This window comes from Brevibacterium sp. CSND-B09 (assembly GCF_052906525.1).
In genome coordinates this window covers 983,378-1,006,837 of sequence record NZ_JBREGI010000001.1, presented here as the reverse complement: position 1 = coordinate 1,006,837, position 23,460 = coordinate 983,378, and the positions used below count along the sequence as shown (strand labels likewise).

At 65.5% G+C, this 23,460-nt stretch carries 15 protein-coding genes; 11 read left to right on the top strand and 4 right to left on the bottom strand.

Going from position 1 to position 23,460, the window contains the following annotated elements; genetic code table 11:
* Window positions 1-25 precede the first annotated feature (25 nt).
* On the top strand, window positions 26-1,306 hold the full coding sequence (locus ACU4IU_RS04810; protein ID WP_446655998.1) for an MFS transporter: 1,281 nt from the start codon (window positions 26-28) through the stop codon (window positions 1,304-1,306).
* 4 nt (window positions 1,307-1,310) lie between these two features.
* Window positions 1,311-2,477, top strand: coding sequence for a PrpF domain-containing protein (locus ACU4IU_RS04805; RefSeq protein ID WP_446655997.1), 1,167 nt, complete (start codon window positions 1,311-1,313; stop codon window positions 2,475-2,477).
* Between the two features lie 3 nt (window positions 2,478-2,480).
* Here ACU4IU_RS04805 and ACU4IU_RS04800 read toward each other — a convergent pair whose 3' ends face one another.
* A complete protein-coding gene (locus ACU4IU_RS04800) occupies window positions 2,481-5,150 on the bottom strand; it encodes an ExeM/NucH family extracellular endonuclease (protein WP_446655996.1) in 2,670 nt (889 codons plus the stop codon).
* Window positions 5,151-5,391: 241 nt separating this feature from the next.
* Window positions 5,392-8,799, bottom strand: a complete 3,408-nt coding sequence (locus ACU4IU_RS04795) for a bifunctional proline dehydrogenase/L-glutamate gamma-semialdehyde dehydrogenase (RefSeq protein ID WP_446655995.1) — start codon at window positions 8,797-8,799, stop codon at window positions 5,392-5,394.
* Window positions 8,800-8,953: 154 nt separating this feature from the next.
* Here ACU4IU_RS04795 and ACU4IU_RS04790 point away from each other — a divergent pair, with 154 nt between their 5' ends.
* From ACU4IU_RS04790 to ACU4IU_RS04770, 5 genes are all read left to right on the top strand, one after another.
* Window positions 8,954-10,495, top strand: coding sequence for an FCD domain-containing protein (locus ACU4IU_RS04790; RefSeq protein WP_181271006.1), 1,542 nt, complete (start codon window positions 8,954-8,956; stop codon window positions 10,493-10,495).
* A 51-nt stretch (window positions 10,496-10,546) separates the two neighbouring features.
* On the top strand, window positions 10,547-11,158 hold the full coding sequence (udk, locus tag ACU4IU_RS04785; protein ID WP_446655994.1) for a uridine kinase: 612 nt from the start codon (window positions 10,547-10,549) through the stop codon (window positions 11,156-11,158).
* Between the two features lie 86 nt (window positions 11,159-11,244).
* Entirely contained in the window at window positions 11,245-12,858 is a 1,614-nt protein-coding gene (locus ACU4IU_RS04780; protein ID WP_446655993.1) for a DUF222 domain-containing protein, read from the top strand.
* Between the two features lie 132 nt (window positions 12,859-12,990).
* Complete coding sequence (locus ACU4IU_RS04775; RefSeq protein WP_139469262.1) at window positions 12,991-13,494, top strand: hypothetical protein; 504 nt, start codon at window positions 12,991-12,993, stop codon at window positions 13,492-13,494.
* A complete protein-coding gene (locus ACU4IU_RS04770; RefSeq protein WP_446655992.1) occupies window positions 13,478-15,094 on the top strand; it encodes a hypothetical protein in 1,617 nt (538 codons plus the stop codon). The genes ACU4IU_RS04775 and ACU4IU_RS04770 overlap by 17 nt, the downstream gene beginning before the upstream one ends.
* A gap of 19 nt (window positions 15,095-15,113) precedes the next feature.
* On the opposite strand, the gene ACU4IU_RS04765 is transcribed toward ACU4IU_RS04770, so the two are convergent.
* Together ACU4IU_RS04765 and ACU4IU_RS04760 are read right to left on the bottom strand one after the other, a co-directional pair.
* Entirely contained in the window at window positions 15,114-17,048 is a 1,935-nt protein-coding gene (locus ACU4IU_RS04765) for an FAD-binding monooxygenase (protein WP_446655991.1), read from the bottom strand.
* A gap of 45 nt (window positions 17,049-17,093) precedes the next feature.
* Window positions 17,094-18,497, bottom strand: a complete 1,404-nt coding sequence (locus ACU4IU_RS04760) for an MFS transporter (RefSeq protein WP_446655990.1) — start codon at window positions 18,495-18,497, stop codon at window positions 17,094-17,096.
* Window positions 18,498-18,615: 118 nt separating this feature from the next.
* Here ACU4IU_RS04760 and ACU4IU_RS04755 point away from each other — a divergent pair, with 118 nt between their 5' ends.
* Genes ACU4IU_RS04755 through hpaD form a run of 4 tightly spaced genes read left to right on the top strand, consistent with a single transcriptional unit; the run spans window position 18,616 to window position 23,453 of the window.
* Window positions 18,616-20,106: a fumarylacetoacetate hydrolase family protein gene (locus ACU4IU_RS04755; RefSeq protein ID WP_259356978.1), complete on the top strand. Its 1,491-nt coding sequence runs from the start codon at window positions 18,616-18,618 to the stop codon at window positions 20,104-20,106.
* Window positions 20,067-20,807 (top strand): GntR family transcriptional regulator, encoded by a 741-nt coding sequence (locus tag ACU4IU_RS04750; protein WP_139469271.1) that lies wholly within the window; start codon window positions 20,067-20,069, stop codon window positions 20,805-20,807. Before ACU4IU_RS04755 ends, ACU4IU_RS04750 begins: the two co-directional genes overlap by 40 nt.
* Window positions 20,804-22,309 carry a 5-carboxymethyl-2-hydroxymuconate semialdehyde dehydrogenase gene (hpaE, locus tag ACU4IU_RS04745; protein WP_446655989.1) on the top strand — a complete coding sequence of 502 codons (1,506 nt, stop codon included), beginning with the start codon at window positions 20,804-20,806 and terminating at the stop codon, window positions 22,307-22,309. Before ACU4IU_RS04750 ends, hpaE begins: the two co-directional genes overlap by 4 nt.
* Before the next feature lie 7 nt (window positions 22,310-22,316).
* Window positions 22,317-23,453, top strand: a complete 1,137-nt coding sequence (hpaD, locus tag ACU4IU_RS04740; RefSeq protein ID WP_446655988.1) for a 3,4-dihydroxyphenylacetate 2,3-dioxygenase — start codon at window positions 22,317-22,319, stop codon at window positions 23,451-23,453.
* Window positions 23,454-23,460: the final 7 nt, after the last annotated feature.

The window sequence follows — 23,460 nt, the reverse complement described above, 5'->3', positions numbered from 1 at the left end:
GCACGACAACACCCCGGAGACACCGATGTCCGCAACCACCCCATCCGCATCCACGACCGGTTCCGCCTCGGCGGGCCGCTGGCCGGCCGTCCTGTGCTGGCTGGCCGTCGCCCTGGAGGGCTTCGACCTCGTCGTCCTCGGCGCGGTCATCCCCGAGCTGCTGGCCACCGAGGCTCTCGGATTCACCCCCGAGGCGGCCACGATGGTGGCCACGCTCAGCCTCGTGGGAGTCGGCCTCGGCGCCGTATCCGTCGGCCCCGTCGTCGACCGGATCGGACGGCGGTGGGCGATCATCGGCTGCGTCATCGGCTTCAGCGTCTTCACTCTGCTCGTCGCGTTCGCTCCGAACGTCGCACTGTTCACCACCTTCCGGTTCATCGCCGGACTGTTCCTCGGTGCCGTCATGCCCAGTGCGCTCGCCTACATCAGCGAGTACAACAAGTCGGGGAAGACCGGAAAGGCCACGACGCTGACGATGACCGGCTACCATGCCGGCGCCGTCGCGATCTCCCTGCTCGCCGTCGCCTACTCTCACAATTGGCACCTGCTCTTCCTCGCCGGCGGAATCGCCGGCCTCGTCATGGTGCCCCTCCTGATCTGGAAGCTGCCCGAATCCGAAGTCTTCCTCATCGCTCAGGAGCTCAAACGCAACCCCGCAGCCGCGCAGGGGGTGGATGTCGACGCTGCTGATCCGTCCGGCACCGTCGACGCGCAGGCGAAGACGGGAATGGCGGGACTTTTCGAGGGCAAGCTGGCGCTGGTGACCATCGGCGTGTGGGCAGCGAGCTTCATGGGACTCCTGTTGGTCTACGGACTCAACACCTGGCTGCCGAAGATCATGGCCGACGCCGGCTATGAGGTCTCGGATTCGCTGGTCATGCTCTTCGTCATGAATATCGGCGCCGTCGTCGGGCTCGTCCTGGCCGGCTGGTTGGCCGACAAGCACGGGACGAAGAAGATCGTGCTCATGTGGTTCGTCCTGGCTGCCATCTTCCTCGCCGCACTGTCGATTCCGATGACCAGCCAGGTGCTGCTCAACATCGCCGTGTTCATCACCGGAGTCTTCGTCTTCTCCGCCCAGGTGCTCGTCTACGCCTTCGTCTCGGCCATCTACCCGGCTCAGGCCCGCGGCACCGCGCTGGGCATGGCTTCGGGCATCGGGCGGATCGGTGCCATCGTCGGTCCGTTCATCACCGGCGCCCTCGTCACCGCGGGCATCGCCTATCCGTGGGGCTTCTATCTCTTCGCCGTCGTGGCAGTCCTCGGGTTCGCAGCCATGGCGATCGTGCCGAAGTCGCTACGCTGAAAGCATGACTCGGTGGATCGATGCCACGTTCGTTCGCGGCGGCACAAGCAAGGGACTCTTCTTCAGCGAATCCGCGCTGCCACCTTTGGGCACCGGCGGGGACACGGCGGAGTGGGACACGATCTTCTGCCAGGCGATGGGCTCGCCCGATCCGTTCGGCCGTCAACTCGACGGAATGGGCGGGGGAATCTCCTCGCTGTCGAAGATCGTCGTCGTGGCCGCCTCGGCGAGGGATGGGGTCGACCTCGACTACACGTTCGGTCAGGTCTCCGTCACCGAGGCGGCCGTCGACTATTCCGGCAACTGCGGAAATCTGTCGTCCGGGGTCGTGCCCTTCGCGCTGTCAGTGGGTCTGATCACCGCAGCCGACGGATGGAATGTCTTCCGGCTGTTCAACACGAACACGCAGAAACTCGTCGATGTCGGCCTCGGCGTCGTCGATGGGCAGGCCGACGTTACGGGCGATCTGGTGCTGCCCGGAGTCAGCGGAACGGGCGCACCGCTCGAACTCATCTATCCCGACCCGGCTGGCAGCCGCACCGCCGGGCTCCTGCCGACGGGGAAGGCAGCCGAGTCCATCACTGCCGGTGGGGCGATGTTCGAGGTCAGTCTCGTCGATGCCAGCCTGCCCGTCGTCATCGTGCCGGGTGCTGCGATCGGACTCAAGGGCACCGAATCTCCGGAGGAGATCGACGCGAACGAGCACGCGATGGGCATGATCGCGGAGCTGCGCCGCAACGCCGCCGTGCGGATGGGTCTGTGTGAGTCACCGGAGGAAGCACCGGACGTCGTGCCGAAGGTCGCCGTGGTCACCGCCCCAGAGCCCACCCGACTGCTCGACGGAACGACCCTGGCCGCCGAGGAGGCCGACCTGCCCGTGCGAATGATCTCTATGGGGCAGACGCACAAAGCCGTGCCCGGAACCGGAGCCATGTGCCTGGCCGCGGCCGCGCAGATCCCGGACACGATCATCAACCGCATCATCCGACGCTCCCGGCCAGGGTCGGACACCGGGGACGAAGACAAAAATGTCGGGCCGGAAGTGCGGCTGGCCACCCCTTCGGGCGTCGTCACGGCCGGTGCCGTCTTCGACGCGGACACGGTGACGGCCACCTCCCTCTTCCGCACGGCACGAGTGCTCATGCGGGGGCAGGTGGCCGTCACCGATTAAACGTCACCAACCGTTGTGGCGACCGTTCTTCCCGGCGTTCTTGCCTCCAGGGTGATCACCGTCGCGGCTGCCCCAATGGTTGCCGTTCTCGCCACCGTTCTTCCCCGCGTTCTTTCCGCCGGGGTGGTCGCTCGAACCGTCGGCGTCGGCGTTTTCCGCAGCGTCTGCTGCGTCGTCATCTCCACCCTCATCTGCCGAGTCGAAGAGACCGACGACGACCGGATCATGGTCGGAAGCCCGGAACTGGTCCGGAGCGAAGAGGTCGCTGACGTTGTAGTTGAAGCGGCTGTATTCGAGCGCCAGGGACTCGACCGAGTTGATGTTCCAGACATCGGCCCCCGTGACGGAGTCGAAGGCCGTCGCATCCGTGCCTGCCCCGTGCGCTTCGTCCGAGGCGTCGAGGGCGAGGACATGGTCGAGGCTGCCTGTGCGCGAACCGAAGACATACGTGGATTCGTCCGTCTTCTCCGCCGCGATGTCCTTGTATCCGGCCTCGTAGAAGACCTGCATCGGGTCCTCCTGAGTGTAGGAATTGAAATCGCCGAGGAGGTAGACCAGATCGCTGTTCGCTGCCTCCTGCTGGTCGCCGGCGAACCCGACGAGTGATTCGGCCTGCTTCACGCGATCGGCGTTCGACGCGCCCTGACCGTCACCGGAGTCCTCGTTGCCCGGACCTGAACCGGATCCCTTGGACTTGAAGTGGTTGGAGATCGTCACGAAGGTCTTGTCCTTTTCGACCTCACCGGAGTCGTCCTTCGGGGCGAACGCCTGGGACAGGGGTTCGCGGGCATTGGAGAACGCATCCTGATCGTCAAGGATCGTGGATTCGTTCTGCGGGGCCACCTCGGCGGGTTGGTAGATCAACGCCGTGCGGATGACATCCTCATCGGACGGAACGGCGGCAGGGGAGTCGACGAAGTCCCATTTCTCGGTTCCGGCGGCCTCGTTGAGGCGCTTGACCAGGGTCGCCAGCGCGTCGTCGCGGTCCTTGCCGAACGCGGCGGAATTCTCGATCTCCATGAGCGAGACCACCGAAGCGTCGAGCTTGTTGATCGCGGTGACGATCTTCGTCTCCTGACGCTTGAGACTCTCCGCATTCGCGGCACCGCGGGCATCGCAGCCGCCGCGGACGGTGATGTGGTTGCCCTCGCGGTCGTCGTAGTACTGGCAGCCAGAGAGCTGGTCACCGGTGGTGGTGAAGTAGTTGAGGACGTTGAAGCTGGCGAGGCTGACCTGCCCGCCGACGGCCTCGGGGGCCTCGGTGCGAGTGTCGGTGAAAGTGGTCGGCTGGACCGCCTCGGCGTTGTCCCCGGTCAGACGGGTCGTCGGCTGGAATCGCCACTTCTCGTGATCGAAGCCGAGCACGACGGGGGAGGTGAAGTTCGCCTGCGCACCGACGCGGACCGGGTCCTCCTTGCTGAGGTAGGGCAGGGGGATGTCCTTATCGGCCTTGAGGAAGTTCACGGTGGCGCCGTCATCGAGGACGACCTCACGGTCGAGGTTCTCGGCTTCCAGAGCCTTCGCCTCGGGGGTGCCGGGGCGGTGGACGTCGGTGGGCTGGTCGAGCGTGCCCTCACCGGTGGCGAGGACGACCTCGCCGTACGTATTCGTGTTGTAGTTGTCGGCCACGGTCAGCGATTCGCTCGGCTGCAGGAGCATGCCTTCGAGGGATTCGCGCTTCTCATCTCCTGCTGGAAAGGCGTCTTCGACGGGTTTGACCGCCTCGGCGGGTTCGTCGACCGTTTTGAGACCGGACGCGGATACGGAGATCTGGGTCTGACCGTAGTTTTCGGATACGGTGCCGGTGACCTCGACGTGGTCGTCGATGCTGATATCGGCGACGGTGTCGGGGGAGTAGACGAAGATGCCGTCGGATGCTGCACCGTCGGCACGGTCGGCTCCGCCGGTGCCCGGGGTCTGGATGTAGTAGCCGTTCAGCCCGCCCTCGGGGTAGGCGGCGGTGACGACACCGCAGGTGGTCACGGTCTTGCCTTGGATGGGGCTGGCGTCGCCCGTGCCCTGGATGTCGGCGATCGGCGTGACGCCTTCGGGAGTTTCGCCGTCGTCGCCATCGTCGTCGCCGTCGTCGCTGCTGTCGGGCAGGGCGTTCGGGGTGGGGGCTGCCGACTTCCATGCGTCGCCTGTGAGCTGGATCGACTGGCCGCCGGCGGCAGTCGCACCGGTCGGTTGGGCTTCCTGGCCGATGACGGGCGCGGGGGTGAAGGTGTTCTTCGTGCCGGTGACGCCCTTGCCGTCGACGACGCCGCCGATCTGCTGGAAGTCGACCAGCTCGCCGTCATCGTCGATGACGAAGGCGCTCGAGCCGTACTCGCCGTCGGCGGCCGAACCGGCCTTGACGGAGTTCGTGATCGGCACGTCGATCGCGACGGCACCGGAATCGCCGACCGTCGTGTCCTCGGGCACGGTGACGGTGTTCTCCTGCGCCTGAACGCTGCCGCCGCGTGTCACCGAACCGAAGGTCCACCCGGAGATGTCGGTGCCGGGGTCGGCGGCGACTTCGATGAAGTCGGTCTCGAGGGTGTAGGCGATTTCGGAGATGCGGATGTCGCTGTCTGCGGCGGCGTCTGCTGCGACTGCCGGTGCGAGGGGGAGAGCCAGGCCCGCAACGAGACTGAGCGCCGCGGCGGAAGAGAGAGTAGTCGTGACTTTCATGGGAGCCTTTCGGGCGGATGAGCGGCTGTGCGCACCGTGACGATCACGTGCGCAGTCCCTTGCACCCTAGCGGCTCACTCATCGACGACAGCGGCGAAGATGTGAACAGCTTGTGAACAGTCGAACAGTCCACTGAGTGCCACGGGTGGCACTCATCCTACACAACCCGCCCTGCCCCAGAACTACCTGACGGCGGCCCAGCAACCTCGCGCGAGGTTGCTGGGCCGCCGTCAGGTAGCAATTAGGAGGTGAGGGTGGCGGCGAGCTCGTGGAAGTCGCGGCTCGGGTTGCCGAAGCGGTGCAGGGTCATCGACACCGCCTGCTCCTGCACGTAGTACCGCAGCTCCACCCGCCCCGAGGTGGTCACCGGCTCATCGATGATCGCGACCTCCGGGCGAGGCGCGGCCGCAGCCAGCAGTTCGTCCTCGAACCGACCGAGGACGCGGATGCGGGCACCCACCGTGTCGTCGTAGCGACCTTGTCCGACCATCTCGGCGAACAGATCCGCCGACTCCGTGCGGGCGGGGACACCGGCGTTCGTCACGGCGATCTTCACCTCGGCGGGCACATCCTCGGCGACGGACAGCTGCACCGCCGACCCCACCGTGGTGGCGGCGTGGAGCGAGCGTTCGAGATCGAACAGGCTCGCCTGGGCAGTGACGCGCAAGGTGACCGGCCGAGGACGGTAGCGGAAGATGTTCGCCTCCGCGCGCAGTCCCGTATGGTCCTTCGCCGCACCGAATTCGGCCTCGAACCAGCGCTTGTCATCGGCCTTGGCCGCCTCGAGATTCTGGCTGCCGGCATCGGCGAAGTGGCCGAAGAGCATGAGATAGTTCGGCCCGCCGGCCTTCGAACCCAGGCCGACCGAGGACTGCTTCCAGCCGCCGAACGACTGCCGACGCACGATCGCACCGGTGATTCCGCGGTTGACGTAGGCATTGCCGACCTCGACGCGGTCGAGCCAGGTGGTGACCTCCTCGGGGTCGAGGGAATGGATGCCGCCGGTGAGGCCGAAGTCCACGGCGTTCTGGAACTCGATGGCCTCATCGAGGTCCTTGGCATGCATGAGACCGAGCACCGGACCGAAGACCTCGGTGAGGTGGAAGAAGGAACCGGGCTTGACCCCGTCCTTGATACCCGGGCTCCACAGACGCCCCGAATCGTCGAGCTGCTTGGGCTCGAGCAGCCAGGATTCTCCAGGTTCGAGCGACGTCAGCGCCCGACGCAGCTTGTCCGAGGGATCCTCGGTCAGCGGACCCATGGTCGATGCGAGATTCGACGGCCAGTCGACGACCATCGACGAGGCGGCATCGATGAGCTGGCGACGGTAGCGCTCGGAATCGTAGGTCGAACCGACCATGATGCCCAACGAGGCGGCCGAGCACTTCTGTCCGGCATGTCCGAAGGCCGAATACACGAGGTCGGCCATGGCGAGGTCTCGGTCCGCCGCCGGGGTGATGACCAGGGCGTTCTTGCCCGAGGTCTCTGCATTGACGTGGAGTTCGGGTCGGAAGGACTTGAACATCGCTGCGGTCTCCGAGGCACCCGTGAGGATGACCCGGTCGACGTCGGGATGCGAGACGAGGTGCTGGCCGAGGTCCCGCTCGACCGGAGCGCACAGCTGCAGCACGTCCTTGGGCACGCCGGCCTGCCACAGGCAGTCGATGATGAGCGCCGAACAGTGCGGGGTCGGCTTCGACGGCTTGTGGATGACAGCAGATCCCGCCGCCAGCGCCGCCACGGTTCCGCCGGTGGGAATGGCCACCGGGAAGTTCCATGGGGGAGTGATGACGACCATCTCATCGGGAGTGAAGGTCGCGCCCTCAATGTTCTCGAGCTCGAGCGAATTCAGCGCGTAGTAGCGGATGAAGTCGATGGCCTCGGACACCTCGGGATCGGACTGCGACGGCATCTTGCCGACCTCCGCGGCCTCGACGGCGATGAACTCGCCGCGACGGGCAGCGAAGATGTCCGCGGCGCGGTGGAGGATCTCGGCGCGACCGGCGGCGCCGAGGGCCCGCCAGTCGGCAGCCGCGGCGCGACCGCGGGCGATCATCTCATCGAGCTCGTCCGTGGACTCGACCTTGGGCGCGTTCGGACGATCGTCGAGGTAGCCGGGGGCGGTCGCCTCGGCGATGATGCTGCGCACCCACTCCTGGTTGGCAGGAAGGGACGGGTCGGTGTCGGGCTCATTGAAGAACTGGGTCGGCACCACGGTCTCGCCGAGTGTTTCGGTCGACCGGTTCTGGTGGCGGTTCGGGGCCGGTGCGGTCTCGCCCTCGGTGTCGAGGATCGATTCGAGCTGGTCGACCGACGCGGTGAACCGGTCGGCTTCGCGCTTGAATACGTCGTTGCCGTTGGCGAGGTCGAAGATGCCGGACATGAAGTTCTCGGACGCAGAGTTCTCTTCAAGCCTGCGCACGAGGTAGGAGATCGCGACGTCGAACTCCTTCGGATGAACGGCCGGAACGTAGAGGAGGAGGTCTCCGACGTCCTCGGTCACGGCGGCGGCCTGCTCGCTGGCCATACCCTGGAGCATCTCGAACTCGACGCGGTCGGTCACGGAGCGTTCGACGGAGAGGTGGTGGGCGAAGGCGATGTCGAAGAGGTTGTGCCCGGCCACGCCGATGCGCAGCCCCTTCATCCGCTCCGGGGTGAACAGCCAGTGCAGGACTCGCTTGTAGTTCGCGTCCGTGGACTGCTTCGAATCGCACGTCGTTGCAGGCCAGCCCGCGATTTCGGCGTGCACGGTCTCCATCGCCAGGTTCGCGCCCTTGACGAGGCGGACCTTGATCCCGACTCCGCCGTTCTCGACACGGCGGGAAGCGAATTCGCTCAGCCGCTGCACCGCTCCGAGCGCATCGGGCTGGTAGGCCTGGATGACGATTCCGGCCTCGAGATCCTTGAATTCCGGTTCGGAGAGCAGTCGCGTGAACACCGCGATCGTCAACTCGAGGTCCTGGTACTCCTCCATGTCGAGGTTGACGAACTTCGCGCCGGTCGGGGCTTTCGCGGCCTGCTGGTAGAGCGGACGGAGGCGGTCGACGACATAGTCGACGGTCTCGTCGAAGGCCCACATCGAGATCTGCGAGGCCACGGAGGAGACCTTCACCGACACGTAGTCGACATCGTCGCGGGCGAGCAGCCGGTGGGTCTGCTCCAGGTGATTGTCGGCTTCGCCGTCACCGAGCACGGCCTCGCCGAGGAGGTTGATGTTGAGCCTGTGACCGTCGGCGGTGAGGGCGGCGACGGTCTTGCCGAACTGCTTGTCCCGGGCGTCGACGACCATGTGGCCGACCATCTGACGCAGGCGAGTGCGGGCGGCGGGCACGACGACCTGCGGGGCGATCTTGGCCAGTGCGGCACCGGCCTTGATCTGTGCACGGTCGAGGTACGACATCGTCTCAGGGGCTAGCTTGCCGACCTCGGTCAAGGCGTCGGCGGCGGCGTGGACATCGTCTGTGCGCACGACCCGATCGACGAACCCGACGGTGAAGTCGAGGCCGTTGTCGTCGGAGAGGACGGCGGAGAGGCGTTCGGCCGCGGGGTTCTTCGCCGTGGTCATCGACGTCGACACTCGCAGCCACCGGCGGACGGTATCGATCGACTGGGCAGTGAGCGTGGCGAGGTCGGTTTCGGTGTGCAGCAACTGTGCTCCTTCGGTGCTCGGATTCGGTGCTCTCACGCGTCGGCGCTGACCGTGGAACCTGGGTGTGAGATCAGTATGCGCCGCCGAAATCCGGGGGTGAAGAGATGGAGTCGACCGCCGTGAATGTTTGAGTCAGAAGTCCTAAGATAGAGTGATGTATTCCGCTGAGTTCCGTCGTGACGCCGTGGCGCTGCTGACGACGTCGACCCTCGCCGAGGCGGCCGCGCGCACGGGAGCATCGCCGTCGACCCTGCGTCGTTGGGCGAGCCGATCCGACCTCGCGGATCGTCCCCGCAGCGGCCGCCCGCCGATCCAGGAGACCGCTGACCGGGTCGTCGAAGCACTCGTCGCCACCGCGGGGGCCAGGATCTCCGGACGGGACTATTCGACTCGTGCCCTGGCCGAGGCGACGGGGTTGAGTCAGAGCATCGTCTCCCGGTCGGTGCGGGCGCTGACGGTCCCCGTCGCCGAGGTGGCCGGTGCCTCGGAGCTCATCCTCGCGGCCAGCGGGTTTCCCCTCGTCATCGTCGGCGTTCGCAGGAACGATGCAGGTGGGGGCGGAGATCGTGGAGAGTCCGCGACGATCGTGCCGCCTCGGCGAATTCAGCGGCGCATCGCGGGAATCACCGCGGCCCTGCGCACCGCGGGCGTCGGGCGGTGGGCGCAGCGCTTCGACAGCGAGCATCGGCAGGTGCCCACCGCCGAACTGCTCGCCCTGCTCGACGGTGATGGTGACTTCCTCGTGTTCGACCCCCTCGGCGAGGTTCCTGACGACCTCTCCGACGGGGCGGGAGCCCGGGTGAGGGCGTGCGCGGAATTCGACGATTTCGTCACCGTACTCAAGAGCCGCCTCGGCGAGTGTCAGGACATTCCCGGGTCTCTGCTCGATCTGCTCGCCGACCGCGTCCGGAACGGACTCGAAGGTGTGCTGTGGTGGGAATCGGCTCCGTACGAGCCTCAGAGAAGTTCTATTACTTCTGACTCAATGGAGATATCGTCGTGGCTGCCGAAGGAGACCCGATCGATCACCGAGCATCTGGCGATCGCGCTGCGCGAGGAGATCATCGACTCCGGATATGAGCCGGGGGACCGGATCAATCCGCGCCTGCTCTCCCGCCGAATGCAGGTGCCCAGGGCCTCGGTCGATGCGGCGCTGCGAAGGATGGTCGACGACAAACTGCTCGACGGATCCCGCGGCGGCGCGCGGATTCCTTTGATCACGACCGTCGACGTGCTCGACCTCTACGCCGCGCGCATGGCCATCGGGGAGGTTGTGCTCAGGTCCCTGGCCCTGCGTCCGCAGCGCTACCTCGTGCCCGTGCAGCTGGCCCTGCGACAGGTCGAAGCCTCGGCGCCGACGCGCAGCGGAATCGATGTCGAGGACGCCGACCTCCATTTCCAGCAGGAACTGGCCCGTGCTTCGGGTCTGCGGGAATCGGCGCGTGCCTTCGAAGCCCTGACTCTGCGGCTGCGTCTGTTCATCTCCATCTTGCAGCTCGACTATTCTCCGGCCAGCGACCGTATCGTCAGCGATGATCGGGCCATGTTCCGTGCGCTCAGCCGAGCGGATGCGAAGACGGCGATCGAGGTCTGGCGCGGCAAGGTCGACAATGCGGTGAGACATATGGCCGGTCTGCTGGGCAGGCGGCGCTTCGACCAGGAGCTGTGGACCCAGCTGACCCGCAGCCTCGGGTGAGTACGGAAGCCGGGACCCGCCTCGGCGGGGGTCGTGGTCTATATTTGTGCCGTGGAGACTTTGGTTGTGGGCGTGGCCGGCGGAACCGGCAGCGGAAAGACGACGCTGACTCAGTCGCTGTTGGACAAGTGCGAAGGACCGCCGTCCGTGCTCTTCCACGACAACTACTACAAGCGGCGCGACGAGCTCACCTACGAGGAGCGCGAGAAGGTCAACTACGACGATCTCGATGCCTTCGACAATGACCTCTTCGTCGACCATCTCACCGCATTGCGGAACTCCGAGGCGGTCGACAGCCCCGTCTACGACTTCTCGATCCACAACCGCAGCGACGAGACGACGCGCGTCGAACCCGCGCCGGTTATCATCGTCGAAGGCATCCTCATCTTCGCCGAACCGCGCATCTGCCGGCTGCTCGACATCAAGCTCTTCGTCGACACCGACGCCGATGTGCGTCTGCTGCGCCGGATCAAACGCGATGTCGTCGATCGTGGGCGGACGCTGCAGTCGGTGGAGGACCAGTACTTGGGCACGGTCAAGCCGATGCACGAACTCTACGTCGAGCCGTCGAAGCGCAATGCCGACCTCATTATCCCCGACGGCGGCCACAACATCGTCGCTATGGACATGATTCTCAACCGCATCCAGCGCGGAGTCGGCTGAGGCTGAGCTAGGGTCTGACCTGGCCGTATTGGGTCATTCGGGGCCGTTCGCGAAGTCGTGTCAGTGCCGACGGGTACCGTTTCTATATGGACGTCGACCCCGCACGGGAACCAGCGCCGGTTCCGGATCCGCTGACCGAGATCACTCGGTTCGGTGAGCTCCTGCGCGGTCTTGACCCGGGTGGCACCGAGGCTGAGAAACTCGAGCGGATCACTGCGCTCGAGGAGCTCAAGTCTGCCGTCGTCGCCGCACAGTCGCGGGAGGCAGTGGCGTTCGAAGCGCTGCGCATCGAGCGGGACCGGCACAACAGGGTGCCCGCGATCGACTGCGGAAAACGTGCCGGAGACGAGGTCGGGCTGGCGAAGAAGGTCTCGCCCGGATCGGGGCGGAAGTTCCTCAGCACCGCCCGCTCGATCGTCATCGGGATGCCCAATACCTTCAAAGCCCTGTCCAAGGGGGAGATCTCCGAGGACAAGGCGCGCATCATGGTCGATGAGACCGCGGTCCTTGCCGCCGCCGATCGGCGCAAGGTGGACACGCGGATGAAGCGCAGTCTGGAACCGTCCGGGTTGCGCAGCCTGCGCGCCGAAGTGCGTGCGCTCAGTGCGGAGATGGACGCCGAGGCGGCTGCGAAGCGGGCAGCGAAAGCTGAGTCCAATCGTCGTGTGAATCTGACCGTGATCGATGACGGGATGGCCAGGATCTCTGCGATCCTGCCGCTGGCTCAGGCCGTCGCCGCCTATGAGAGTCTCCGGGCCGGAGCCGAGTCGATCAATGCCGCCGGTGACGCAGGCGGACGGAATCGCCAGCAGGTGCTCGCCGACACCTTCGTCGAACGATTGAGCGGCCAAACGAGCGCGACGGCGGTGCCTGCGGAGATCCATGTGCTCGTCGAGGCCGAATCCCTGCTCTCGGACGGCCTCGTGCCCGCCTGGCTGCCCGGGTTCGGACCGCTGCCGGCGCAGACGGCACGGAAGTTCATCGCCGCGAACGAAGCAAAGATGTTCATCAGCCGGATCTTCACCCGTCCCGACGACGGGCAGTTGGTGGGGATGGATGCGAAGAGTCGGGAGTTCACCGGACGACTGCGGCAGATGATCACCTTCCGCGACGATGTGTGCCGGACACCGTGGTGCGACGCCCCGATCCGGCATGCCGATCATGCCCTTCCCGTTGCCGCTGGCGGAGCCACCACCTGGGAGAACGGTTCAGGACTGTGTGCATCCTGCAATTACGCGAAGGAACATCCCGGGTGGAAGCATGAGGCCACAGCGGACGGGCTGCGCGTCACCACGCCGAGCGGACGATCCTACGAGGTGACTACGCCCGCGGTGGTCCGCCGCATGCGGTTCCCGCGTCCCGAAGCGGTGTCCGAACCGGGTGGTTCGCCGCCGGGGCCGGATTGGCGGCAGACCTTCTCCCGTTTCCTCGAACCGGATAGGGATGAGGGCGGGAGAGTCGCCGAACAGGCCGGCACAGACGAAACGCACGATGCGGCTCAGCCGGACCCGCCGGTCGAATACCAGACGATCGAACCGAAGTGCGTGCTGCCCGAGCAGCTGCCACCGCGCTATTGCACCCGTGCCGAGAAGATCGCCGGTTGGCGCAGCCGCAATTCGCACCGACGACCGAGTGCACAGGACTGCAACGGCAGCCCGGTCGAAAGGCAATTGGTTCGGATGGTGTTCGGGCCCGACTGAGCCGCGTGTCGGATCTGGAACATCGCGGGAACACCTGTCACACGGACACTGCAGAGAATCGTAGTTATGGACAGGGCGGGTAAGAGCGGCAGCACACGACTGACGACTGCGCGGGGGCGAAGTCTCAACCTCGTGGCGCGTGTGCTCCCTTTAGGGGCGGTGGCCTGTTGGGTGATCACGATCTTCGTGCCGGTCCTCGACAGCGGCGGGCCCGGATCGATGCAGATCCGCGTGACGTCTCTCGGTTTCTCGCCGATCGACATGAACGACCTCGACGAGGTCTACCTCGTGCTCTGGATCGTCATCTTCACCGGTGCGTTCACCGCCTGGCTGCTCTCCGCGTCGAAGTGGTGGTCGATCGCGGCCATCGTTCTGGGCACGGTGCTGGGACTGCGACTCCTGCAGATGGTCGCCGATCCGCCGATCATGATGTGGGACGGGCAGACGGCCGACGGCATGCCCACGGGAGGCATGGAGGTCGCCTACCCGGCGGCAGGGTTCGGCCTCTGGGTGCTCGGCAGCCTGCTGTTCTTCGCCGCCGGCATCTGTGGTCTGGTCGCTGCCGCCCAACAGGACCACCATCGTCGTGAACGGATCAAACGCTGTATGTCGAAGCGCCATGGTCCCGCCGCGTGAGGCTCGACTCGGCCGACTGCTTCTGCATTTCGCGCAAGCGCTGTCTCTGTCAGCTCTCTGCCTGTGGATCGTCATGCTGTGGGTTCCGGTGGTTGCCAGCCCTGAGGACACGTCGGAAGCGCCGCAGCCGCCGCGCATCATCGTCACCGCTCTCGGCGGACCGCCGTTCGACCTCGAGGAGGCTCGGGGCTCGATGGTCTTGGTCGCCGTCGGCGTTCTTGTATGTGCGGCTGCTTCGCTCCTGCTCACCGTCAGGTCTCGGCCCGATTCGCACCCGTGGCCGGACGTCGTCCGGCGCCTATGGTCGGTGGGAACTCTCTTTCTGAGCGTCTGCGTCTTCCTCGTGTTGGCCGACATGTTGGCCAATATGCCGACGATCATGTGGGACGCCGTCGATGATCGCGGACGCTCGGTCTTCGGGATGGTCGTCGCCGAACCGGCGCTGGGCGCAGTCCTTTGGGCCATCGGGGGCCTCAGTCTGCTGGCCGCGGGAGTCTGCGGCCTCCTCGGCGACGCCAGGCGGAGGAAGACAGCACCCGCTCACTTCGCAAACGCCAGAATCACCCCGTGGCCCCACGGGAACCGAACACATCGCCTCGCACAGCGGCTGCCGTGGGTCGCGCTCGCCTGCTGGGTGCTGATGATCTGGGTGCCGCTCTTCGACAGCGGCGACCATGGTGATGATCGATTGACGGTGACATCGTTCGGACGGGTACCCTTCGATCTCGCCGACCTCACCCCGGGTGTCATCCTGCCCTGGGTGGTCGTTCTCGCCTGCGCAGCGACCGCGAAACGGTTCGACACCTTTGCCCACTGGCCTCTTTTGTCGGTGGCAGTCGGAGTCGGTCTGTTCATCCAGCAGGCGACTATGGTCATCGATCTTCCGCGAGAGCGCGTCGAAAGCACCGACGCCGCCGGTGAAACGCTCAGTGCCATTATCGTCGGGTATCCGTCAGCAGGTCATTATCTCTGGACGATCGGCTGCTGGGCACTCATCGCCGCAGGCATCTGCGGACTCCTCAGCGATCGACGGCGGATCGACCGGCAGATGCAGAGGCAGGCACAGCGTCCGACGAAAAAGATCAACCGCAGACGCCAACGCAAGCTGCAACGGTGGGCCCGGCTGCTTCCGTTCACCGCGGTCGGAGTGTGGACCGTGACTGTCTTCGTCCCCGTCGTCGACAGCTTCAACGACGACGGTCCGCGCATTCGAGTGACTTCACTGGGAGAATGGACGATTGATGACGGCGGTGACGTCGATCTGTTCTTCCTGATCATCTGGGCACTCGTGGTCGCCATCGCCGCGCTCGGGGCCGCCTTCGCCCCTGCCCGCTGGTGGGACGTGACAGCTGTGATCATCGCAGCACTCATCGTCCTGGTCCTCTTCAGCTACCTCGCCAGTCCTCCGGTGCTGATGTGGGACGGGCAGCTGCCTGACGGAACACCGACCGGAGGGATGGAAGTCGGTCGCCCGTCGTTCGGCTTCGGGCTGTGGCTCATCGGCGCCGCAGCCCTCGTCGCAGCTGGGATCTGCGGACTCCTCACGCAGACCAAACGCGCCCGGCCGGCAGTGCAGGGACCACCAGCCGGAGGCGTTTGAGAACAGAATCGTTCCGAAATCACTTCACGGGTTCGAAGACTCCCGCGAAATAGTCGCCGATCTCGGTATGTGCGTCCAAGGGGAAGACGCCAGAGACATACTGGTCGGGTCGGACCACGACGACGGCACCATCGCGGCTGATCTCACGGGCTTCGAAGATGTCCTCGTCGGGCAGGGTCGCGTAGATCCTCTCCACGTATTCGAGGTCAAAGGCACCGATATTCGGACGGAAGACCTTCGGCACATCGGGGAACGCGAACTCCTTGTGCTCCTGCTGGTAGATGACGCTGAGCTCGACGAGCGCATCGAGGTCCTCACCCTCCCTGCGGTAAGCGACCAGGGGAGAGGCCTGATCCGATTCGAGCCACGCAGCCAGAGCTGCCACCTTCGACTCACCGCCCGAGTTGCCAGCACTGCCGTCGACGACAGGAGCGGCCCGATCGGCGAAGACATAGACCCTCCAACGACCGTCGGCGCGGGCCTCATGTCCGAGGTGGATGAAGTTCGCATCGCAGCTGCGCTTGACCCGAGCCGACTTGAACCGCTTGCCGATCGGGAATCCGGCCGCGAGCTCCTGATGAGTCGTCGGCGTCGTGATCATCGACTCCGTGTACTCGGTCATGAACCCTGCCGGGAACTCCGCGGTCTTGACGTAGAAGTCCTCGAGGTAGGTCTTGTCCGGCAACTCCTCCTGCGGAGTCGCCATGAGCGTCGACCATTCCTTGTCGAATTCGATGAGGTTCTTCGCCGCCACCTGACGTTCGGCCGAATAGGTGCGCAGCAGTTCCGTCGACGACCGTCCGGAGATGACCTGGCCGAGCTTCCACGCGATGTTGAACCCGTCCTGCATCGATACGTTCATTCCCTGACCGGCTTTCGCCGAGTGAGTGTGGCAGGCATCGCCGGTGATGAACACGCGCGGACACTGAGAATCGGGCGCGGTCTCGTCGGTGTCGTCGAAGGCATCGGTGAGCCGGTGCCCGACCTCATAGACCGAATGCCAGGCCACGTTCTTCACATCGATGCTGTAGGGCGAGATGATCGCATTCGCCCGGCGGATGATCTCGTCGATGCTCGTCGACCGCACCTTGCGCGCATCATTCTCGGGCACCTCGCCCAGATCGACGTACATCCGGAACAGATGTCCGCCCTCGCGGGGGATGTGGAGGATGTTTCCGTGCTTCGACGAGATCGCGCACTTGGTGCGGATATCGGGGAAATCGGAATTCGCGAGCACATCCATCACGCCCCAGGCGTGATTGGCCTGGTCACCGGACATCGTCCGTCCGATCGACGATCGGACCTTCGACCGGGCACCGTCGCAGCCGACGACGTAGCCGGCGCGGATGGTGCGTACCTCCCCGGCGCGCTCGCCGGCCGTGTAGCGGACGGTGACCGATACCGGATGGTCCTTCGCCGAGGCGGCCGCGGCGTCCTGGTCGACCGCGAGGTCGACGAATTCGATCCCATAGTCGGGTGTGATCTTGCCGGGGGACTGGGCGGCGAACTGGGCGAAGTAGTCGAGCACGCGTGCCTGGTTGACGATGAGGTGCGGGAATTCGCTGATGCCGTGCTCGTCATCCTTGGGCCGACCGGTGCGGATGATGTTCTCGGGGTTCTCCGGATCCGGATTCCAGAACGCCATCTCGGTGATGTGATAGCCCTCGCGCATGATCTCCTCGGCGAAGCCGAACGCCTGGAAGGTCTCGACAGAACGGGCCTGGATGCCGTCAGCCTGACCGATGACCAGCCGCGAATCGCGCTTCTCGATCATCCGAGTGTTCACGTGCGGGTACTGCGACAGCTGTGCCGCCGCGATCATCCCCGCAGGGCCGCTGCCGACGATGAGGACATCGACCTCATCGGGCAGATCCTCTGCGCGCTCGATCCCGTAGCCTGCGGCTTCCTCGATCCGCGGGTCCGCGGACACGTAGCCGTTCTGATGGAAATGCATGTCAACCTCCGGTTCGTGACACGTCGTCGTGATGTTTGAATGCTATCAGTTCATATACGATCTGGTGTCGGCGGGGTGGTGCCGGTCACCGTCATCGCTGGTCAGCTGCGGCGACCCGACCCCGATGATCGGGCTCACTGACTGCTCGTCCTCGTGGTCTGGACCCAGCGGAATGCCGGTGCGATCACGCAGCAGCAGGGTTGCCGCGAGGGCGAGCACGGCGACGACGCCCAGGTACACTGCCACCGAAGCGGTCGTTCCCGTCGATGACACGAGACCCTTTGCGATCGTCGGAGCAAAGGCGCCGCCGAGGATCGACCCGATCGCATAGGAGACCGAGACTCCGGAGAAGCGGACGCTGGAGGGGAACAGCTCGGCGTACATCGCCGGCTGCTGACCGTAGGTGAAGCCCAGACCGACGGTGAGGACGACGAGACCGAGCAGGAGCATGCCCACCGAGCCGGTGTTGACCAGCGGGAACAGAGAGAAGATACCCGCGAACAGGAGGATCCAGCCGAGGATGTAGGTGTTCCGGCGTCCGATCCTGTCCGAGACGGCTCCCGCGATGATCGTGAAGACCAGCCAGGACACCGCCGAGGCGGCGACGGCCCAGAGCACGGGACCGCGTTCGAGGCCGATGGGTCCGGTCGGATCTGTGGCGTAGTTCTGGATGTATCCGCCGGTGGTCATGTACCCGGCGGCGTTGTTGCCCATGAACACGAGGGAGGCGAGGATGACGAGCAGCCAATGGCTCTTGATGAGCTTGCCCAGCGGGTTCGTGACCTGTTCCTTGCGCTCGGCGATCTCGTGGAAGACCGGGGATTCCTCGACTCCGCGGCGGATCCAGTAGCCGACGAAGACGAGCACGATGGAGAGGAAGAACGGCACCCGCCAGCCCCATTCGAGGAAGGCATCGCCCGGGGCGATCGAGGTCATCAGGGCGAGCACGCCCGAGGACAGCAGAAGGCCGATGGACACCCCGATCTGCGGGAAGGAACCGCGCAGTCCGCGTGACTTCTCATCAGCGTGTTCGACGGCGAGCAGAACGGCTCCGCCCCATTCTCCGCCGGCCGAGATTCCCTGGACGATGCGCAGTGCGATGAGCAGGATCGGAGCCAGGACGCCCGCGGTTTCGAAGGTCGGCAGGAAGCCGATGAGCGCGGTCGCGGCACCCATGGCGATGAGGGTGATGATGAGGACCACCCGGCGGCCGAGCTTGTCACCGAAATGTCCGGCGAGGAATGCGCCCAAAGGGCGGAAGAGGAAGCTGATCCCGACCGTCGCGAAGGCGACCATGGTCGAGAGCGTCGATCCGAGCGGGCCGAAGAAGAGCTCGTTGAAGATCAGCCCCGAGGCCGCCGCGTAGAGGAAATAGTCGTACCACTCGATGCTCGTGCCGACGATCGTCGCGAATGCCACCCGGGTCTGAGTGTGCTTCTGTGCTGCCATGACTCCTGTGTCCTGTCGTGCGTCCCGACCACGTTCTCTGTGGCCTGGATTACTTGTTCCCGGGAACCGTATCATATACGATCTGTGGTGAAGCCAATCGAAATGAGGTGTGAGATCGATGTCGACTCCAGCAGGTGTTCCGACCCGTCCGGGCAAGATCATTGCCGTTCATGTGGCCTACGAGTCCCGTGCGGCACAACGAGGAAAGCGCCCCGCCCAGCCGTCATACTTCCTCAAGGCGGCCAGCTCCGTCGCCGCCACCGGCCAGACCATCGAACGCCCCGCCGGCACCTCGCTGCTCGCCTTCGAAGGTGAGGTCGCCATCGTCATCGGCACCGCCGCCCGCAACGTCACCGAGGCCGAGGCCTGGTCGTATGTCGCCGGCGTGACCGCGTCGAACGACTTCGGCCTCTACGACATGAAGACCCCGGACAAGGGATCGAACGTGCGCTCGAAGAGCCGCGACGGATACACCCCGCTGGGCCCCGAACTCATCCCCGCCGCCGAGGCGGCCCCCGACTCCCTGCGCCTGCGCACCTGGGTCAACGGCGAGGTCGTCCAGGACGACGGCACGCGAGCCGATCAGCTCATCTTCACCCTCCCGCGCATCGTCGCGGACCTCAGCCAGCACCTCACCCTTGAGCCCGGCGACGTCATCCTCACCGGCACCCCTGCCGGATCCTCCGTCGTCGCCCCAGGCGACACGGTCGAGGTCGAGGTCACGGCCGCCTCGGCGAACGGCGAAGAACTGAGCTCCGGACGACTGACCACCACAGTCGTCGACGGCCCCGGGGACTTCGACGAGCAACTCGGCAGTCTGCCCGCAGTGAACGAAGCACTCACCGTCGACGCCTGGGGCTCACGCGAAGCCGCCGGACTCGCCCCGGAGGGTGATGCCGATGAAACTGCCGCGACGGCACTCGGCGATGACCTCGTCGCCAAACTCACCGAGGCTCCGACCGCGGGCCTGTCGGCTCAGCTGCGGTCGCGCGGACTCAACAATGTCGTCATCGAAGGCGTGGCCCCGCTGAAGCCGGGCGCGAAGATCGTCGGCACCGCGAAGACGCTGCGCTTCGTGCCCAACCGCGAAGATCTGTTCAAATCCCACGGCGGCGGTTTCAATGCCCAGAAGCAGGCCTTCGACTCGATCCGCTCCGGCGAGGTCGTCGTCATCGAGGCCCGCGGCGAATCCGGTTCGGGCACCCTCGGTGACATCCTCGCCCTGCGTGCGAAGTCGCTCGGCGCCGCCGGCGTCGTCACCGACGGGGGAGTCCGTGACTCCGCCGAGGTGGCCGAGATCCTGCCCGTGTTCTCCACCGCGAAGCATCCCGCCGTGCTCGGCCGCAAGCACGTGCCGTGGGAATCGGACGTGGCTGTGGCCTGCGGAAATGCCACCGTCCTGCCCGGCGATGTCATCGTCGCCGATGACGACGGAGCTATCGTCATCCCTCGTGACCTCGTCGAGGAAGTCGTCGACGCGGCACTGGCGAAGGAGATCGAGGACGGCTGGGTGGCCAAACAGGTCGCCGCCGGCAATCCGATCGAAGAGCTCTTCCCGCCCAAGGGCGAATGGAAGGCGAAATTCGACGAGTGGAAGGCCTCACGGTGACTGCGACTGCGTCCCTGAGCAAGGCCGAGACCGCCTATCGGTGGATCCGCGAACGCGTCGCCGACCAGACCTATCAGCCCGGGCACAAGCTCGTGCTTGCGCAGATCGCACTCGAACTCGACACCTCAGTGGTGCCGGTGCGCGAGGCCATCCGCCGCCTGGAAGCCGACGGGCTCGTGACCTTCGAGCGCAATGTCGGGGCTCGTGTGGCCATGGTCGACCAAGGGTCCTACACCCAGTCGATGGAAACGGTTGCGATCCTCGAGGCCGCGGCCGTCGCCCAAGCACAGGGCCACCTCGGTGCCGATGATCTCGATGCCGCGGAGCAGATCAACGATCGGATGCGGGCTCTGCTCGATGATTTCGAGCCGGCCGAGTTCACCCGGCTCAACCACGAGTTCCACGAAATGCTCTACCGGCGCTGCCCGAACGAGCGGCTGTGCACCCTCGTCGAACTCGAGTGGGACCGGCTCAACCACCTGCGGGATTCGACGTTCTCCTTCGTCCCCGAACGGGCGCTCGAGTCGGTGGAGGAACACTCCCGCATCGTCGCCCTCATCCGGGCTCGCGCCTCGGCGCAGGAGGTCGAACGGGCCGTGCGCGAGCACCGCTCGGCCACTCTGCACAGCTTCCAGAACTCCCAGACGACCACAGCCCCAACCACGGATTTGCAGACAGATTCACGAAAGGACAAGTCATGACACAGTCCACCACCCCGCCGGCAGATATGCCGGAGAAGATCCGCCACTACATCGGCGGAGAATTCGTCGACTCCATCGACGGAGACGAATTCGATGTCCTCAACCCGGTGACGAACGAGCCCTACATCAAGGCCGCCTCGGGCAAGAAGGCCGATATCGAAGCCGCCGTCGCAGCGGCGAAGACGGCCTTCGATGAGGGCCCATGGCCGCGGATGCTCCCGCGTGAGCGTGCCCGCATCCTCAACAAGATCGCCGATATCGTCGAATCCCGCAAGGACGAACTCGCCGCCATGGAGTCCTTCGATTCCGGACTGCCGATCACCCAGGCCAAGGGCCAGGCGGCGCGCGCGGCGGAGAACTTCCGTTTCTTCGCCGACCTCATCGTCGCCCAGGTCGACGACGCCTTCAAGGTCCCCGGCCGCCAGGCGAACTACGTCAACCGCAAGCCCATCGGCGTGGCCGGACTCATCACCCCGTGGAACACCCCGTTCATGCTCGAGTCCTGGAAGCTGGGACCGGCGATCGCGACCGGCAACACCGTCGTGCTCAAGCCCGCAGAGTTCACCCCGCTCTCGGCCTCCCTGTGGCCGGGCATCTTCGAAGAGGCCGGCCTGCCCACCGGTGTGTTCAACATGGTCAACGGCTTCGGCGAGGAGGGCTTCGCCGGCGACTCGCTCGTCAAGCACCCCGACGTGCCGCTCATCTCCTTCACCGGTGAGTCGAAGACCGGCCAGACGATCTTCGCCAATGCCGCCCCCTGGCTCAAGGGCCTGTCGATGGAGCTCGGCGGAAAGTCCCCGGCTGTGATCTTCGCCGATGCGGACATCGAGGCTGCCGTCAACGCCACGATCTTCGGTGTCTTCTCCCTCAACGGGGAGCGCTGCACCGCCGGTTCGCGCATCCTCGTCGAGCAGTCGATCTACGACGAATTCGTCGAGCGCTACGCCGCCCAGGCCAAGCGCGTGAAGGTCGGTCTGCCGTCGGATCCCGCCACCGAGGTGGCTGCGCTCGTCCACCCCGAGCACTATGAGAAGGTCATGTCCTACGTCGAGATCGGCAAGTCCGAGGCCCGCCTCGTCGCCGGCGGCGGACGCCCCGAAGGATTCGAGACCGGAAACTTCGTCCAGCCGACCGTGTTCGCCGATGTGAAGCCCGACGCGCGGATCTTCCAGGAGGAGATCTTCGGCCCCGTCGTTGCGATCACCCCGTTCTCCTCCGACGAGGAGGCCCTGGAGTTGGCGAACAATACGAAGTACGGTCTGGCCGCCTATATCTGGACCTCGGACCTCAAGCGCGCCCACAACTTCTCCCAGGCCGTGGAGTCGGGAATGGTGTGGCTGAACTCGAACAACGTCCGCGACCTGCGCACCCCCTTCGGCGGCGTCAAGGCCTCGGGACTCGGCCACGAGGGCGGCTACCGGTCGATCGACTTCTACACGGAACAGCAGTCCGTGCACATCAACCTCGGCGAGGTCCACAACCCCGTCTTCGGAAAGCAGTGAAGCAGCCATGACCAAACGCACCGATATGACCCGGACCTCTGCCGGCTATTTCGTCAGCCAGGAGACGGGCATCGCCACCGACAACCCCATCGCCACTCCGCAGGCGGGCCCGCCCGACATCCTCCGCTGCGCCTACATGGAACTCGTCGTCACAGACCTCGCCGCGTCGCGGGAGTTCTACGTCGACGTGCTGGGACTCTATGTCACCGAAGAGGACGAGAACACGCTCTACCTGCGCTCGACGGAGGAGTTCATCCACCACAACCTCGTCCTGCGCAAGGGCGAGGTCGCCGCCGTGGCTGCGTTCTCCTACCGGGTGCGCAGCCCGGAAGAGCTCGACAAAGCTGTGGCGTTCTACACCGAACTCGACTGCGATGTCCGTCGCAACCCCGACGGGTTCGTCAAGGGCGTGGGCGACTCCGTGCGCGTGGTCGACCCGCTCGGCTTCCCGTACGAGTTCTTCTACCAGTCCGATCACGTCGAACGCATGTCGTGGCGCTACGACCTGCACATCCCCGGCGAACTCGTCCGCCTCGACCACTTCAACCAGGTCACCCCGGATGTGCCGCGCGCGGTGAAGTACATGCAGGACCTCGGCTTCCGTGTCACGGAGGACATCCAGGACGAGGAAGGCACGGTCTATGCCGCGTGGATGCGCCGCAAGGCCACCGTCCACGACACAGCGATGACCGGCGGCGACGGACCGCGCATGCACCATGTCTGCTTCGCCACGCATGAGAAGCACAACATCCTCTCCATCTGCGACAAGCTCGGGGCCCTGCGCCGATCCGACTCGATCGAACGCGGACCCGGCCGCCACGGCGTCTCGAACGCGTTCTACCTCTACCTGCGCGACCCCGATGGCCACCGCGTCGAGGTGTACACGCAGGACTACTACACCGGCGACCCGGACAACCCGGTCATCACGTGGGACGTCCACGACAATCAGCGCCGCGACTGGTGGGGCAACCCCGTCGTGCCGTCCTGGTACACAGATGCCTCCCTCGTCCTCGATCTCGACGGCAACCCGCAGCCCGTGCATGCCCGCACGGACGATTCGGAGATGGCTGTGACGATCGGTGCCGACGGGTTCTCCTACACCCGCGCGGATGAGAATGAGGGCAAGCTGGGCAACCAGCTCTGAAAGGAAT

Bases quoted from the DNA above. Each gene is read 5' to 3' on its own strand.
- ACU4IU_RS04810 (WP_446655998.1), top strand. From the start codon at position 26: ATGTCCGCAACCACCCCATCCGCATCCACGACCGGTTCCGCCTCGGCG.
- ACU4IU_RS04760 (WP_446655990.1), bottom strand. From the start codon at position 18,497: ATGGCAGCACAGAAGCACACTCAGACCCGGGTGGCATTCGCGACGATC.
- ACU4IU_RS04805 (WP_446655997.1), top strand. From the start codon at position 1,311: ATGACTCGGTGGATCGATGCCACGTTCGTTCGCGGCGGCACAAGCAAG.
- ACU4IU_RS04800 (WP_446655996.1), bottom strand. From the start codon at position 5,150: ATGAAAGTCACGACTACTCTCTCTTCCGCCGCGGCGCTCAGTCTCGTT.
- ACU4IU_RS04765 (WP_446655991.1), bottom strand. From the start codon at position 17,048: ATGCATTTCCATCAGAACGGCTACGTGTCCGCGGACCCGCGGATCGAG.
- ACU4IU_RS04790 (WP_181271006.1), top strand. From the start codon at position 8,954: ATGTATTCCGCTGAGTTCCGTCGTGACGCCGTGGCGCTGCTGACGACG.
- hpaD (WP_446655988.1), top strand. From the start codon at position 22,317: ATGACCAAACGCACCGATATGACCCGGACCTCTGCCGGCTATTTCGTC.
- ACU4IU_RS04755 (WP_259356978.1), top strand. From the start codon at position 18,616: ATGTCGACTCCAGCAGGTGTTCCGACCCGTCCGGGCAAGATCATTGCC.
- ACU4IU_RS04780 (WP_446655993.1), top strand. From the start codon at position 11,245: ATGGACGTCGACCCCGCACGGGAACCAGCGCCGGTTCCGGATCCGCTG.
- hpaE (WP_446655989.1), top strand. From the start codon at position 20,804: ATGACACAGTCCACCACCCCGCCGGCAGATATGCCGGAGAAGATCCGC.
- ACU4IU_RS04770 (WP_446655992.1), top strand. From the start codon at position 13,478: ATGGTCCCGCCGCGTGAGGCTCGACTCGGCCGACTGCTTCTGCATTTC.
- ACU4IU_RS04750 (WP_139469271.1), top strand. From the start codon at position 20,067: ATGGAAGGCGAAATTCGACGAGTGGAAGGCCTCACGGTGACTGCGACT.